The sequence below is a fragment of the Aquitalea magnusonii genome (assembly GCF_002217795.2).
In the GTDB taxonomy this organism is placed as follows: Bacteria; Pseudomonadota; Gammaproteobacteria; order Burkholderiales; family Chromobacteriaceae; genus Aquitalea; species Aquitalea magnusonii_B.
Genome location: NZ_AP018823.1, coordinates 933,141 through 947,889, shown reverse-complemented (window position 1 = coordinate 947,889; position 14,749 = coordinate 933,141). Strand labels below are relative to the sequence as shown.

The 14,749-nt window shown below is 56.6% G+C and carries 13 protein-coding genes and 1 pseudogene; 6 read left to right on the top strand and 8 right to left on the bottom strand.

The window, feature by feature from the left end:
- Positions 1 to 36: 36 nt before the first annotated feature.
- Complete coding sequence (locus tag DLM_RS04650; protein ID WP_045848214.1) at positions 37 to 441, top strand: nuclear transport factor 2 family protein; 405 nt, start codon at positions 37 to 39, stop codon at positions 439 to 441.
- Between the two features lie 475 nt (positions 442 to 916).
- Positions 917 to 2,596, top strand: coding sequence for an ABC-F family ATP-binding cassette domain-containing protein (locus DLM_RS04645; RefSeq protein ID WP_089084149.1), 1,680 nt, complete (start codon positions 917 to 919; stop codon positions 2,594 to 2,596).
- A gap of 222 nt (positions 2,597 to 2,818) precedes the next feature.
- Here the strand turns inward: DLM_RS04645 and DLM_RS23280 are convergent, their stop codons facing one another.
- The 8 genes from DLM_RS23280 to DLM_RS04610 form a co-directional block, all read right to left on the bottom strand.
- The gene (locus DLM_RS23280) at positions 2,819 to 2,959 is read right to left on the bottom strand and encodes a hypothetical protein (protein WP_167467032.1); all 141 of its coding nucleotides are present in this window, start codon (positions 2,957 to 2,959) and stop codon (positions 2,819 to 2,821) included.
- A complete protein-coding gene (locus tag DLM_RS04640) occupies positions 2,956 to 3,237 on the bottom strand; it encodes a hypothetical protein (protein WP_089084150.1) in 282 nt (93 codons plus the stop codon). The genes DLM_RS23280 and DLM_RS04640 overlap by 4 nt, the downstream gene beginning before the upstream one ends.
- Positions 3,238 to 3,332: 95 nt before the next feature.
- Positions 3,333 to 4,796, bottom strand: coding sequence for a coniferyl aldehyde dehydrogenase (locus DLM_RS04635; RefSeq protein WP_089084151.1), 1,464 nt, complete (start codon positions 4,794 to 4,796; stop codon positions 3,333 to 3,335).
- Positions 4,797 to 4,958: 162 nt separating this feature from the next.
- A complete protein-coding gene (locus tag DLM_RS04630) occupies positions 4,959 to 5,738 on the bottom strand; it encodes an acetoacetate decarboxylase family protein (RefSeq protein ID WP_089084152.1) in 780 nt (259 codons plus the stop codon).
- 2 nt (positions 5,739 to 5,740) lie between these two features.
- Positions 5,741 to 7,114, bottom strand: a complete 1,374-nt coding sequence (locus DLM_RS04625) for an acyl-CoA dehydrogenase family protein (protein ID WP_089084153.1) — start codon at positions 7,112 to 7,114, stop codon at positions 5,741 to 5,743.
- Positions 7,111 to 8,241 carry an acyl-CoA dehydrogenase family protein gene (locus DLM_RS04620; protein WP_089084154.1) on the bottom strand — a complete coding sequence of 377 codons (1,131 nt, stop codon included), beginning with the start codon at positions 8,239 to 8,241 and terminating at the stop codon, positions 7,111 to 7,113. Before DLM_RS04620 ends, DLM_RS04625 begins: the two co-directional genes overlap by 4 nt.
- Before the next feature lie 354 nt (positions 8,242 to 8,595).
- The gene (locus DLM_RS04615; RefSeq protein ID WP_119313199.1) at positions 8,596 to 9,528 is read right to left on the bottom strand and encodes an electron transfer flavoprotein subunit alpha/FixB family protein; all 933 of its coding nucleotides are present in this window, start codon (positions 9,526 to 9,528) and stop codon (positions 8,596 to 8,598) included.
- Between the two features lie 3 nt (positions 9,529 to 9,531).
- Complete coding sequence (locus DLM_RS04610; protein WP_119313286.1) at positions 9,532 to 10,281, bottom strand: electron transfer flavoprotein subunit beta/FixA family protein; 750 nt, start codon at positions 10,279 to 10,281, stop codon at positions 9,532 to 9,534.
- 284 nt (positions 10,282 to 10,565) lie between these two features.
- Between DLM_RS04610 and DLM_RS04605 the strand changes: the two genes are divergently transcribed.
- From DLM_RS04605 to DLM_RS23605, 4 genes and pseudogenes are all read left to right on the top strand, one after another.
- Positions 10,566 to 11,582 (top strand): AraC family transcriptional regulator, encoded by a 1,017-nt coding sequence (locus DLM_RS04605; RefSeq protein WP_089084291.1) that lies wholly within the window; start codon positions 10,566 to 10,568, stop codon positions 11,580 to 11,582.
- A gap of 309 nt (positions 11,583 to 11,891) precedes the next feature.
- Positions 11,892 to 12,569, top strand: a complete 678-nt coding sequence (locus DLM_RS04600; protein WP_089084292.1) for a TetR/AcrR family transcriptional regulator — start codon at positions 11,892 to 11,894, stop codon at positions 12,567 to 12,569.
- A 1,010-nt stretch (positions 12,570 to 13,579) separates the two neighbouring features.
- Positions 13,580 to 14,281 (top strand): annotated as a pseudogene (locus DLM_RS23610) (type VI secretion system Vgr family protein); the annotation flags it as partial.
- Positions 14,166 to 14,747: a DUF2345 domain-containing protein gene (locus DLM_RS23605; protein ID WP_420000703.1), complete on the top strand. Its 582-nt coding sequence runs from the start codon at positions 14,166 to 14,168 to the stop codon at positions 14,745 to 14,747. The pseudogene DLM_RS23610 and the gene DLM_RS23605, both read left to right, overlap by 116 nt.
- The last annotated feature ends 2 nt before the right edge of the window (positions 14,748 to 14,749 follow it).

Here is a 14,749-nt window from a genome sequence, read left to right as displayed (position 1 = left end):
TAAGGTGGTGGCTCACACCAAACAAGGAATACAGCAATGTCCGGTATCGATACGGCGCAGTACGCAGCCAGGCTGACAGACTACCTGCAGGCACTTGAACAGAGCAATGTTGACGGGGTGGTCGCCCTGTTTGCCCCGCAGGCCACCATTTATTCTCCCCTGTTGGGGTGGGTCAGTCCCGCATCGTTTTACCGCAAGCTGGCCGAGGCTTCCGGCAACAGCAAAATCACCCTGCTGGACCTCTTCCACAGCAGCCAGGGCAGCCGCCGTGCCACGGCTTATTTCCGCTATGACTGGGTGCTGAAAGACCAGAGCACCGTCAGCTTTGATTGCGTGGACGTGTTCGACTTCAATGCGGATGGCCTGATTGAAAAGCTGGTCATCATCTACGACACCCACACCATCCGTGCCGACCTGGGCGACCGCTTCAGCCCGGATTGACAGGCCACGCATCCCGCCATGGTGGAACGCCCCGCCGGGGCATCCACCCTCCCCGCCTGTCACGCAGGGCGGAAGCCCCAGGATTTAGCGGGGTGTTCCGCCATAGTTCGACTATCGCCAAAGAAATTTCCCGAAAGCAGTACAGCCATTTTCTTCTCTGAAACACCTGTCGGAGCCGCCCCGGTCCCGTCAGCGCGAGCCGACGCAGACGTGCTGCACAGGGTAAGTAATCGGTCGGCTATTCGCCGCGACATCTCCATCCCATTGCATGCCAAGCCAATCAATAAACCGGGGCACCTGACGCCGCGGGCTGGCAGAAGCCCGCACGGCGCAGGAAGCATCTGCGTATAATCCCCACTTCGCCCTCGGCCCATGTGCCTGAGGGCGGTGTTTTTTCCTGGCACTCCGTCGCGACGAAAGTAAACGCCGGGCTACCGCTTTTCGCCACCCAAACCTTGCAGCACGGCATTCCCTCATGATCATCCTGAAAAACGTGGCCTTGCGTCGCGGCACCAAAGTCTTGCTGGACAACGCAACAGTCAGCATCAACCCCGGCGAAAAAGTCGGCCTTGTCGGGCGTAACGGCGCGGGCAAGTCATCGCTGTTTGCCGTGCTCAACGGTAATCTGCACGAAGACGGTGGCGATTTTTCCATTCCCAGCCAGTGGCGCATGGCGCAAGTGGCGCAGGACATGCCGGAAACCGCGCAAAGCGCCACGGAATTCGTGGTGGAAGGCGACCTCACCTTGCTGGCGGCGCGGCGCGAAGTGGCCGAAGCCGAAGCGGGTGAAGACTATATGCGCATGGCGCACGCCTATACCGCGCTGAATGATGCCGGCGAACATGATGCACCGGCACGGGCGCAGGCGCTGATTCTGGGCCTGGGTTTCAGCGTGGCGGAGCTGGATCAGCCGGTGAACAGCTTCTCCGGCGGCTGGCGCATGCGCCTGCAATTGGCGCGGGCGCTGATGTGCCCTTCCGACTTGCTGCTGCTGGACGAACCCACCAACCACCTGGACCTGGACGCACTGGTGTGGCTGGAAGCCTGGCTCAAGCAATACAGCGGCACCATGGTGGTCATCAGCCATGACCGCGAATTCCTGGACGCGGTCACCAATGTCACCCTGCATATCGACCACGGCAAGCTGGTGCGCTACGGCGGCAACTACAGCAAGTTCGAGGACATGCGTGCCGAACAGATGATTCTGCAGCAGGCGGCACAGGCCAAGCAGCAGGAAAAGATGGCCCACCTGCAAAAATTCATCGACCGCTTCAAGGCCAAGGCCAGCAAGGCCAAGCAGGCGCAAAGCCGGGTGAAGGCACTGGAGCGCATGGAGAAGATTGCGCCGGTATTGGCCGATGCGGAATTCCAGTTTGAATTCAAGGAACCGGGCAGCCTGCCCAACCCCATGCTGACCATGTCGCAGGCATCATTCGGCTATCCGGCAGCGGCAGATGCACCGGCAGACACGCCGCCTACGGTGATTGTCAAAGGGGTGAACCGCTCGGTGCTGGCTGGCCAGCGCATCGGCATCCTGGGGGCCAACGGTCAGGGCAAGTCCACGCTGGTGAAAACGGTGGCCGAAGCATTGAAAGCCACCAGCGGCGAAATCATCCGCGGCAAGGGCCTGAGCATCGGCTACTTCTCGCAGCAGGAGCTGGACGTATTGCGGCCGGAAGACGACCCGCTGCAGCACATGCTGCGCCTGGTGCGGGAAACGCCAGCCCAGCTGCGTCCGCCCGCCAACGACTGCCGCGAGCAGGGCTTGCGCAACTTCCTTGGCACCTTCAATTTCAGCGGCGACATGGTCAAGCAGGCGGTGGGCAGCATGAGCGGCGGCGAAAAGGCCCGACTGGTGCTGTGCATGATTGTCTGGCTGCGCCCCAACCTGCTGCTGCTGGATGAACCGACCAACCATCTGGACCTGGCCACCCGCGAAGCACTCAGCGTGGCGCTCAACGAATTTGAAGGCTCGGTGATGCTGGTGAGCCACGACCGCGCCCTGCTGCGCGCCGTGTGTGACGAGTTCTGGATGGTGTCGCGCGGCGGTGTCAGCGACTTTGACGGCGACCTGGACGACTACCAGGTTTACCTGCTGGCAGAAGCCAAGCGCCGCCGTGAAGAAGCGGCGGGCAAACGCCAGACGGCAGCATAAGCAAGGCCGAACAACAGGAATTTCTGCATCAGAAATTCTGCATGAGCCGGATTGGGAATGGTGCGGCAAGGTGATCCCTCGCTCGCGGGGGACGACTTCGCCGCTGGTGAAGAAGAGGATGTCGCCCGTGGTGCAACGGCGAAGCTGGAGACCTAAGCAGCAAAGTCCGTCCCGCCATCGCGGCGAAGGTTTGCATAATGTTGGCCACCCTGGAATGAAGGACTAGCGCCGGATAGGGTCAGCCAGTGCGCGCTCATGCAAAAACTGCTGGTCGGTCAGCGTACCCAGAAACGCAATGATGTTCTGCTGCTCCTGCCGGCTCAGTTCGATATTGCCGATCAGCTCGCTCTTGTAGGGATTCAACCTGCCATCGCCCTGGTATTTTCCATATGCAATCCTGCGGCCACCGGCGGCATAGAAAGCCAGCACGCGGGTAAATCCGGCAGGCTGCCGTCATGCATGTAAGGCGCGGTAACGGCGATATTGCGCAGGCTGGGGGCGCGGAACTTGCCCATATCCTCAACCAGGCCGGTCAGCTCGTATACCCCGCGATTGCCCTCGGGGAATGCCCCCTTGCCGTCCAGGTTGTACAGCCCGGTGTTATGGAACCGCATCTCTTCCAGCCGGGTTTTGACTGACATGGACTGGTCACTGAAATTGAAGCCGCCATGACTGGTCTGTCCCGCTCTCCGAGGACAGCAGGACAGGCCACCATCCCGGTATCGACCTTGGCTTGTCACTTCAAAAGCGGGTCTGCTTTACCCAGGAAATACCGCAGCGTCAGCTTTTGCACCCATGATGCATAGGGAGGGTGAAAGAGCTGTGTCGGAAAGAATCGCCGCCGCTTGAATACAGTGCGCGCGTGTGACAACTCCCGGAAGCCTTCAATACCGTGGTAAGTACCCATACCCGAATTACCATTGCCACCGAAGGGCGCATCATGGTTCACCACATGCCAGCCCCAGTCGTTAATGGTGACCCCGCCTGAGCGCGTGCCGGCCAGCAGGATGTTCTGCTCCTGCCTGTCGTGTGAGAAGCAATACAGCGCCAGTGGACGCGGGCGCTTGGACAAATAGCGCAACACCTCATCCATGGAGTCGTAACCCAGCACCGGAAGAATGGGACCGAACAGTTCCTCCTGCATCACCCGCATGTCGGCACTGCAGTTAAGCACAATGTGCAAGGGCATGCGCCGCCTCGGGTCATCGACATCACAGGGCGCACAGGGGATGACGGTTGCCCCCTTGGCACGAGCATCGGCCAGCATGTCCTGCAGGCGCTGGAACTGGCGTTCATTGATGATGGAGGTGTAGTTACGGTTGCTGGCATAACTACTGCCGACCATGGTTGCAAAGCTCTGTCGCGCCGTGGTGATAAAGGCATCCATACGAGCCCGAGGTACCAGTGCATAGTCTGGTGCCACGCAAATCTGTCCGGCATTGCTGGTTTTGCCATGCACGATGCGTCTGGCTGCATCCTCAATAGGGTAGTCCCCCCCTACCACTGCGGGTGACTTGCCACCAAGTTCCAGGGTAACCGGGATGAGGTTATCTGCCGCCGCCCGCATGATGGCCTTACCTACTGCAGGCGAGCCGGTAAACACGATGTGATTGAAAGGCAGTGAGGTGAACAACTCGTAGTCAGGCAGTTTTTCAAACACCACCACCACTTCGTCCTCAGCAAACACTTCTTCCAGCATGCGCGCCAGCACCCTGCCTGTTTTAGCGGCGGCCTCCGGCATTTTCAGCATTACCCTGTTTCCCGCAGCCAGTGCTGCCGCCAGAGGGCCTAGCGCCAGGTAGATCGGAAAATTCCAGGGCACGATGATGCCAACCACCCCCTTGGGTTGATATATCACCTGCAAGACATTGCTCTTGAACAACAATTCGGTCGAACGCCGTGACGGTTTCATCCAGCGACCAACATGGGAGATCAGATGGTTCAGCTCCAGCGTGGAACCCAGAAGGTCAAACAGCTTCGACTCCGTAGCGGAACGGCAGCCAAAATCGGCATTCATCGCCTCAACCAGCACATCCTGGTAACGACCGAGCTGCCGCTTGAGCAGGCCCAGTCTGGACCGGCGCACCCTGGCATTGGGACAAGGATCGGCTTCAAAGGCGGCCTGCTGGGCAGCAAAAATGCCTTGTAGCCAGCATCCCACATCGCTTCGGGAGGCAAAATCGACATCATCACGCTTCATGCTGTTTTCCCTTTGCGCGTAAGCTCACTGGCGATGCTGCCGGATGCCCCGAAAGTAGATAACAAACAGATGGATCATTCGGCCTCATGTTTGCCAGCAAACAGCCCGCCAAGAGGACTGAAGTCGTGTTGGCGGCCCCCATCAAACTCAGGCACGAGTTGCTCATGGCAGTGCTGCTCCGGCGTTCAGACGCAATTGCAAGCCGTCAGTGTGTGCAATGAAGGCTGGCCGTGCATCCTGCAGTCCCAGTACACGCAGGTTCTCCGCCATGCGATGGTTAGTGCGGCCAATGTGCATGCGGACCGAGCCTGGCAGACACATTGGCCCTTTGGCACGGATATTGACCAGGGTTCGCAGCATTTGGCCATGGTGTGCGGAGTAGAGAATAAGATTGATCAAAGGGGCAGTTACCCCGAGACCAATCTTGCCGGACAGGCTGCATAGCGGACTACCACCCGCAGGATCATGCACCGCACCGTGGAACTGTCCCTGTTGCAGCGAGAAATCAATCGGTGTCACAAACTTCGGATAGCCCCAGATATCGCGGCCGGCCGCACAAGCCGCCGGGGTGGTGACCGGCAGGTCAATCACATTGAAACCGACAATCCCCTTGTCCACCCCCTTGAACAAGGAAAGCAGTGGCCTTGCCGGTTGCCGGCTTCCCTTTGGCACGCATGCAATGGCGGTACCTACCTCGTTGTAACTGCCGATGGAGGTGGTTCGGTATTGATAAAACGCCAATACCGCCAGTGCCTTGCGGCCAAAACGGACGACATCCAGTCCCTCGCTCAACAAGCTTTGTGCACGCGCGCAGTCAACCCAGAAGAAAGCCATGCACTGGGAACTGTCGTAGTAGAGGATGGGCATTTCCACTTCGCCTTCCGAGGTGGAAACGGTGTTTCTCGGATATTGGAAAAACGCATCACTATCCCAAGGTTTCATGCTTACACCCCTACGGTAAATCGGTCATCCAGAAGATGACCCTGCCAGTCTTCAATGAGTGACAGGCGGTTGATCTGGTTTGTCCCTTCAAAAATCCGGGTCAGGCGCACATCACGGAATATCTGCTCCACACGCTGGTCGTGCAGACCGCCATGGTCGGCCAGAAGATCCATGGCCATTTCGCAGACATGCTGCGCGCGATCAGTGACATGGAACTTGCAAAGCGAGGCATGGAGCTGCCTGGGTTGCCATGCATGTCGCGCCTCCTGCCACACCAGGCTGCGCATGGTCCGGGTTTCGGCCACCATGCTGGCCAGATGCAGCTGTACATCCTGGTAATGGATCAGGGGTTTGCCTGCCAGCGTGTACTGTCGGGCAAACCGGATGGCAGTTTCCGTTGCGGCACGGGCAAAACCCACGCCCATGGACGCCACCGGAATCCGCGAGGTATTGAGCGTAGCCCGGTTGATCAGCCACCCCTGGCGCAGCCCTCCGATGACACGGTGGTGAGGAACAAACACGTTTACAAACTCCACCTCGGCAGCACCGGACGCCCGCATGCCCATTTTCAGTTCGGTACGGGGTACCGCAACGCCCGCGCTGTGACTGTCGACATGGAAGCATGTCCAGGACTCCATCCCCTCGCCTTTCAGCGCTGCAAACACCGTCATGCTCTTGGCAAGGTCTCCGCCGCTGATATAACACTTGCGGCCATTGAGCAAATATCCGCCCTCGGTCGGGGTGGCCACCACACCGGGCTTGTACTGCTCGGCACCATGACCTTCTTCCACATCAGAGCCGGCCTGCGGCTCGGTAATGGCAAAGGCGACAAGATGCGGCTCGCCTCGCAGGTTGCTGCGATAAATCGGTAACAGCTCGCGCATGATGGTCTTGATATTGCCGGAGAGCAGCAAGGGCATGCAGCCCAAGTGGTGGGCGGACAGCAGCAGCATGAGGCCGCCACAAGCCCGGCTGAACTCTTCTACCACCAGACTGCAAGCCCAGATGGGTGGCCTGGTAGTCGCCGCCCAAGGCAGGCTCCCCAACGGCGCGGGCAGGAAATAACTCAGCCAGCCCTCTTTACCGGCGTCAACCAGTAACGCCTGCACGGCAGGATGGCATTCCCCGGCGGCCAGGTGCGGTGCGCGGTCGATCTCGGCCGAAAGTGGCAGCAGATGCTGTTCGGCAAAACGTCTTGCCTTCAAGCGCAGGCGGGCTAACCCACCCGGAAGGCGTGAGAAATCGGTTTCCCACAAATCCGGCAGCGGGCTATTGCTGACCAGCCGTGTCAGCAAAGGCAGATTGCGATAGTGCAGTTGGGGAGACAGCAGGTGATCAAACGGCAAATGGCCATCAAGATGAGCAATGCGTGTCATGCTTGTACCTCACCCAGCCCTGCCAGCAACAGCGGCAGCTCACGGGTGCCTCCTGCTTGCAACTTCAACATGTTCTGGTCACGCACGATTTTTTCAGCACCCAGATCGCGCATATAACCAAGACCACCATGCGCCTGAACCGCCTGGTTGGCCGCGTGACAGAGCAAGGCATGCGTTGTGGCGCGGGCGCTTGCCACTTCCCGTATGGATAGCCTATCCAGCGGGCGTGACAGCCGCTGGATACCGGCATCAGCCTGTTGCACCGCCATCTCCAGCTCACCCAGCATCTGCTGGACGGCGGCATGCCCGCCAATGACTTTCCCGCCTTGACGACGGACGCTGGTGAAATCGACAGTCATATCCTGCGCACGCGCCAATGCACCCGCACCGATGGCCAGCAGACCCAGCATGTCAAGCATCAACACACGGGCGTAGAACATCCCGTCATCTCTTGGCACCTCGTGTACCGGCACATCCGCCATCGGCTCCAGCTGAACCCGAAAGCTGCTCAGGTCATCAAAGCCATGCTGAGAGGACAATGTCTCCACCTGCATCCGGCTGCGCGGTGCCAGCTGCCATCCAATCCGCCCTTCCTGCCACACCGGCCACAATACCGACTGCCACACCGGCACTGCGGTCAGCACGCCGGACTTGCTTTGGCGGTCCAGCCAGTCTTGCAGCTTGGGTTTGTCCTCTCCGGAGCACTCACCCGCCAGGTACTGGCCAAGACTGGCTTGCGCCAAGCCATAATGCCCGGTACTTAGCAGCGTGGTATCAAGCACCGTCGCCTTCTCCGTCCGGATTCCCAGAGCAGACATCACATGCCGGGCCAGCGCATAACGGTGCCAGGCAAAGGCAAGGCCCGCATTTGCACGGCCCACGTGGCGCAACAAGCCCATATTGAAAGCCATTGCCCCACTGCCCGTGACATCCTCCCACAGTGAAAAACCGGGCTCTTCCTGAGCAAGCGGCAGCAGACCCATCTCGCTTGCTTCATTACTCAGCGCGAGCAGAATATCCAGACTGACAGGTGTTTCTGGGCGTTCAGATGCCGGAGCAATCCGTTCCCGGGCAAAGATGGCGACCTCAGCCAGCAAGCCGTCGACATCTTCCATCTCGATGGTCATCGTTCCCTCCTCCTTGTTTTGTTTTGATGTCAACTACGTGTCATCAACTTAACAAGGAAGTCCCTTCACTCCGTATAGCGGTCACGGTCATAAAATCTTTTTTGCCGGACAATCGCCAACATGACTGGAGACAACCAGGACAGCAGCAGTGCCTGATACCTGAGCGCAGGTAGCTGGTTGCGGCCTTCTCATGCTGCAGGTTTGAATCAGGCGCTTGAATCAGTGGATGGGAGGCGCTGGTCAGAACGGTTGCTGACCGAACAGGAGGAGAGACGGGGACTTAGGCTCAATTTTGGATACGTTTGCTGCACAGGCGTCAGACGTGTGACTGACACCCGTGCAGGGGAGAATGGCTTATCTGGATAATTCCACCAGCAGTTCCGGCACCACGGTGAACAGGTCACCGACGATGCCGTAATCGGCTACCTGGAAGATCGGCGCTTCTTCGTCCTTGTTGATCGCTACGATCACCTTGGAGTCCTTCATGCCGGCCAGATGCTGGATGGCACCGGAAATGCCCACGGCGAAGTACAGTTGCGGCGCAACCACCTTGCCGGTCTGGCCAACCTGGTAGTCGTTCGGTGCGTAGCCGGCGTCAACCGCAGCGCGGGAAGCACCCACGGCAGCACCCAGCTTGTCAGCCAGCGGCTCGATCACGGACTTGAACTGCTCTTCCGAGCCCAGCGCACGACCACCGGATACGATGATCTTGGCAGCGCCCAGTTCCGGACGGTCAGACTTGGTCAGCTCCTGGCCGACAAAGCTGGACAGTTGCGGATCAGCAGCCACGGCAACGCTTTCCACGGCGGCACTGCCGCCCTGAGCTGCTGCGTCAAACGCAGTGGTACGTACGGTGATCACCTTGATGGCATCTGCCGACTGTACGGTGGCCAGCACGTTGCCGGCATACACCGGGCGCACGAAGGTGTCAGCGGATTCGATGGCGGTGATTTCGGAAATCTGTGCCACATCCAGCAAGGCAGCCACGCGCGGCAGCAGGTTCTTGCCAAAGGAGCTGGCCGGAGCCAGTACATGGCTGTAGCCCTTGGCCACTTCCACCACCAGGGCAGACAGCGATTCGGCCAGGCCGTGCGCGTACTGGGCGGCATCAGCCAGCAGTACCTTGGCCACACCGGCCACGCTCTTGGCCGCATCGGCAGCGGCAGCGGCGTTGTGACCGGCCACCAGTACGTGTACTTCGCCCAGCTTGGCAGCGGCAGTTACGGTATTCAGGGTGCCTGCTTTCAGGCTCTGGTTGTCGTGTTCAGCGATAACGAGAATGGCCATGGCTTACAGCACCTTTGCGTCGTTTTTCAGTTTGGCTACCAGCTCGGCAGCGTTGGCTACCTTGATGCCGGCAGAGCGCTTGGCCGGTTCGGCCACTTTCAGCGTTTTCAGGCGCGGCGTGACATCCACTCCCAGATCGGCCGGGCTGGTCTTGTCCAGCGGCTTCTTCTTGGCGGCCATGATGTTGGGCAGCTTGATGAAGCGCGGCTCGTTCAGGCGCAGGTCGGCGGTCACCACGGCCGGCAGACGCAGCTTGACGGTTTCCAGGCCACCGTCGATTTCGCGGATCACGTCCACGGTTTCGGCAGCGACATCCACCTTGGAGGCGAAAGTGCCTTGTGCCCAGCCCAGCAAGGCAGCAGCCATCTGGCCGGTCTGGTTGGCATCATCGTCAATGGCTTGCTTGCCAACGATCAGCAGTTGCGGTTGTTCCTTGTCAGCAACCGCCTTGAGCAGCTTGGCCACGGCCAGGGGCTGCAGTTCGGTTTCGGTTTCCACCAGGATGGCGCGGTCGGCACCCATGGCCAGGGCGGTGCGCAGGGTTTCCTCGCACTGCTTGACACCCATGGACACGACTACGATTTCGCTGGCCTTGCCGGCTTCTTTCAAACGCACGGCCTCTTCAACGGCAATTTCGTCAAAGGGGTTCATCGACATCTTGACGTTGGCCACATCGACATCGGACCCGTCAGCCTTCACGCGGACCTTCACGTTGTAATCGACAACGCGTTTGACACCTACTAGTATTTTCACAAGCATTATGTCCTCACTGGTTTCAAGTGACTGACTCAATCCTCCCGCTGGCCAAGTCATCACTCTTGTTATTACTGATGCTTCCTGCAAGCCAAGATCAGCCCAGATACAAACAGCCTGGCCGCTTGCATCAATCTAGTTGACTGAATCCACCCATGACAGGGCATGCCGCATTTATAAAAGCACGAAAATTACTATCCCTGTAAGCAGCAAATTACCACTAACTCCTTCCAACGCCACCTTGGTTAGCGGATTAAAAATTATTAAAAACGGACAGCCCCACCATGAATGAATGGAATTTTGGACGCAATATCGCTGGCATAAAGCTGCTGGTGGAACTGGGAATGGATTACGGTGTTGACGAAAAAAAATGCCTGAGCGGTACCGGAATAAAACATTCCAACCTGAATGATGCTGCTTTCATTGTGACTGGGGAGCAAGAATTACGTGTGATCAGAAATATCGTCACCCTGCTCCGCGGTGAGCAAAACCTGGGGCTATCAGCTGGGCAGCGCTATCATTTCACTACTTTTGGCATGCTCGGGTTTGCCATGGTAAGCAGTCCAAATCTGAAGATTGCACTTGAGCTTGCCCTGCGTTACTTCAATCTTACTTTTGCATTCTGTCAGTTCTCCATTGAAGAAACAGAACAGGAAGTTCGTGTCAAAATCAATGCCGATCATCTGCCTGCAGAGCTGAGGAAGTTCTGCCTGGAACGCGATATCACCGCGCTGATAACCATTCAAAGGGAACTGCTGGAAGTAGACAGTATTCTGGTTCAAACCAGTCTTGCCATCCCTACCCCATCGAACCCACAGCCCTATATTGAATTTTTTGGTAGCCGAGTAGGCTTTAACAAGAAAATCACCCTGGCCCATTTTGACAAGAACAAGATGCAACAGCCCATAAGGCAGGCCAACCCGCTGACGCTGCAGCAATGCGAAGATCAATGCGCAAAGCTTATAGAAAGATATTGTTCGCGCATTGGTCTGGCGGCCAGAGTCAGGGCCAAACTGATCAATGACATTCATATGGACATGGAAAAAATGGCTGCCATGTTTTTCATGACTTCACGCACGCTACGCAGGCAGCTGGACGAAGAAGGCACTTCCTTCATCAAACTCAGGGATGAAGTACGTTGTGCCCTGGCAGAGGAATACCTGTCGGCGCTGAATTTGTCAGTAGATGAAACCTCACACCGACTAGGGTATGCCTCTTCCTCTTCCTTCATTGCGGCGTTCCGCAGAATGACGGGCAAAACACCACTATCCTTCAAAAGGACAAATGAAGGCGGCGTTTAAGACAAGGCGTGATATACACCTGACTCAGCTGAATTCGCCAGGACTTAACAAATCATTGCAAGATGACAGCCATTTTCCGGTTTTTTGCGAGGCTTATTGCAAGATTGTCCTCTCACAGTGATTTTTTGTCTGCCATCCATACATTCATTGCTTGCATTCTGGCCTATATTGCAAACAAACCCTCAAACAGATGCTTACTCGCATGAAGCACTGTTTGATCCATCATCATGTTTGCAAACACAGCAGATTGAGAAAATCCAGCTTACCTAAGCTGCCCTTGCCGATACATCTACGCCTGACAGTCAAGCCATGAGAAAAACCAGGAAACATCGAAACACACCAGAGCTGATTATCAAAAAAAGTCTGGAAATGTTTAACAAGCAAGGAGAAAGAAATGTCACAACCAATCACATTGCGCAACAGCTTGACTTGAGCACAGGAAATCTTTATTACCATTATGGTAGTAAAGATGAAATCATTCTCGAATTGGCACGCAGATATACAAATGAATTCAATGAGATAATCCAGCGAAGCATTTCCAACAACGTGGAATTTGGCAGTATTATCCAACTACTAGAAAATATCATAGGATTACGCTGGGAATATAGATTCATCATGCATGGAAAATTCGGAATGTTTCCATTCAATGAAAATATCAAATCCACTTACTTTGCCACCGAGCATAGCAATATCGAATTACCGATCAGCAGATTTTTCCAGAAATTATATGATTTTGGAATATTCAACATTCAGCAGCAGGATCTTGATTTACTGGCCAAACAATTCAGCCTACTCCAGGAAGCATGGCTAAGTATGCAGATATTGAACATGCCCACACGCCCCAGCACTGAAATCATATCGGCTGGGCGTCATTACATGCTGAAATTCATTTATCCAACTTTAAACAAAGAATGGCAGTGCAAATGTGACTCTGTCTTTCTAGCCGAACCGCCATCAACTGCCACTCTATTTACATCACCTCAATAAATTCAGCAACAAACTTGCCATACATGATTGTCTACTGACCGGATCCTATGTTCGTTTCAGTAGATTTTTGCATCTCCACAACATGCGACCTACCATCTTGCTGCTTGCCTGCATCGACATCATGCGTGATACCAAAGAACATTGCGATTGCAACAATTGCGGCCAAAGGGGCTGCCATGATCATGACTCGTTACTCCATTAACATTACCGGAAAATGGTAACATTTAGCGACGAATCATATTTCAGAGTATCGGACTTTTTATATTTATTTCAGGAATTATGATTGGGAAATTTCGCAGCATAATGGAATAATTTGAGCCATCCTGATTTGCCAGATACGCAGAGGGCTGCTTTCTTAACGAAAACAGCTATTCTTGACTCTGACCTGACTGATAGCTTCGACCGAAAACAACAACAAGCATCACCCCGCAGCGCGGGGTGGTTAGAGAACGAGTGAATACAGAGCAGCGTATCCACCCGGGCTTACCTTCAACAATATGCCTGCTTTGCTCGCTGACCGGCCAAGGTCAGCATTCATCCCGCTCGCTGCCAGGCGAGCAGCGATGGCACATCACTACAACGGGCTGCCAAGCCCAACCACAGGGCGTGTACTGAATTTTGTGTAAACGGACATTTGGCAGGAAACTGCCACCTAGTCTGGAGAGGGCCTGTCCGAATTTTTGTGTAAACGGGGTTTGGGTTACCCCTGTGGAATGCGTTCCTCGAGCTGAATAGTTGAATCGCCCTCGCTTTTATAGTTACGTTTACGGCTGCTTCCTAATTGGAAGCAGCCATATTTTATCTGGGATATGAGGGTCCGCTATGGCCGATGATCTGCCCGTTGTGAATGCACTGCATGATCCTCCGGCTCCTTCCTCCCGCATGCAGGCGCATCCGTAGAACTACGCATTCATGCCATTCAGCCTTGTTCGATCCATGCTGAAGGCATAAGCTATTGAACTTTCAACAGAATGTGATGATTCACGTCAGCCGACGTGATAGCCCGCACCATGGATTTCTCCTCCCTGCTCGCCAGCTTCGCCGCCGCCTTTTCCCAGCACCAGCGTCTGCTCACCCTGCAGCTGGATGGCGGGCAGATCGCCGCCGAGCAGTTGCTGCCGCACACCCTGGATGGCAGCGAGGGGGTGTCGCAAGCTTATCGCTATCAGCTCAGTTGTTTGTCGCCGGATGGCACTATTGAACTCAAGTCGCTGCTCGGTGTGGCCGCCCGCCTGGGGGGGCTGGATGCCGACGGCAATGAGGTGGTGCGTTGCGGGGTGGTGTCACGGGCCGAGTTGCTGGGTTCGGATGGCGGTTTTGCCAAGTACGGCCTCACCATCGAGCCGCCGTTTGCGCTGCTGCGGCTGCGTCGTACGTCGCGGGTGTTTCAGGACTTGTCGGTGCCGGACATCGTCAAGCAGATCCTGGCCGAGCATCAGGCCAATAATCCGGTGTTTGCCCAGGTACAGACGCTGGAGTTCCACACCGCCAGCGCCAGCCCGCGCAGTTATTGCCTGCAGTATCGCGGGAGTGATTTCGACTTCATCGTGCGGCTGCTGCATGAAGAGGGGTATGCGTGGAGGTTTGAACATGTCGATGGCGAGCATCCGCAGGTCAAGCTGGTGGTGTTTGATAATGCTTACAGCCTGCCGCCAGTGGCCAGCGAGCGGGTGCGCTTTCATCCTGTCCGCCCCGGCCGGCATCGCCAGCCTGACCGAACAAAGCCACACCCTCAGCGCCGGCACCAACCTCAACCTCATCGCCCAACGCGACGCCAACCACACCACCGGCCGCCGCTGGCTGCACAACGTCGGCCAGCACATCAGCCTGTTTGTGGCCGGGGTGAAGGACAAGGTGGCGCTGAAGCTGATTGCGGCGAAGGGCAAGGTGCAGGTGCAAGCGCAGAGCGATGCGATGGAACTGACGGCGGATAAGGATGTGACGATTACCTCCTGCAAAGAAAGGATTGTGGTCAACGCCAAGCAGGAAATCCTGCTGACCAGCGGCGGCGCTTACATGCGGATCAAGGATGGCAAGATCGAGCTGCACGCCCCCGGCACCGTCAGCTTCAAGGGGGGTAGCCATGACTGGAGCGGGCCGGACAGCATGAATATTCCGATACCGACGCTACCAAAAGACAAATACACCCCACCCAATTCTCATCCGTTCTCGGAATAAGC

Coding starts and splice junctions, on each gene's coding strand:
- DLM_RS04645 (WP_089084149.1), top strand. CDS start 917: ATGATCATCCTGAAAAACGTGGCCTTGCGTCGCGGCACCAAAGTCTTG.
- DLM_RS04625 (WP_089084153.1), bottom strand. CDS start 7,114: ATGACACGCATTGCTCATCTTGATGGCCATTTGCCGTTTGATCACCTG.
- DLM_RS04605 (WP_089084291.1), top strand. CDS start 10,566: ATGAATGAATGGAATTTTGGACGCAATATCGCTGGCATAAAGCTGCTG.
- DLM_RS04615 (WP_119313199.1), bottom strand. CDS start 9,528: ATGGCCATTCTCGTTATCGCTGAACACGACAACCAGAGCCTGAAAGCA.
- DLM_RS23605 (WP_420000703.1), top strand. CDS start 14,166: ATGGCGAGCATCCGCAGGTCAAGCTGGTGGTGTTTGATAATGCTTACA.
- DLM_RS04650 (WP_045848214.1), top strand. CDS start 37: ATGTCCGGTATCGATACGGCGCAGTACGCAGCCAGGCTGACAGACTAC.
- DLM_RS04600 (WP_089084292.1), top strand. CDS start 11,892: ATGAGAAAAACCAGGAAACATCGAAACACACCAGAGCTGATTATCAAA.
- DLM_RS04620 (WP_089084154.1), bottom strand. CDS start 8,241: ATGACCATCGAGATGGAAGATGTCGACGGCTTGCTGGCTGAGGTCGCC.
- DLM_RS04630 (WP_089084152.1), bottom strand. CDS start 5,738: ATGAAACCTTGGGATAGTGATGCGTTTTTCCAATATCCGAGAAACACC.
- DLM_RS04635 (WP_089084151.1), bottom strand. CDS start 4,796: ATGAAGCGTGATGATGTCGATTTTGCCTCCCGAAGCGATGTGGGATGC.
- DLM_RS04640 (WP_089084150.1), bottom strand. CDS start 3,237: ATGTCAGTCAAAACCCGGCTGGAAGAGATGCGGTTCCATAACACCGGG.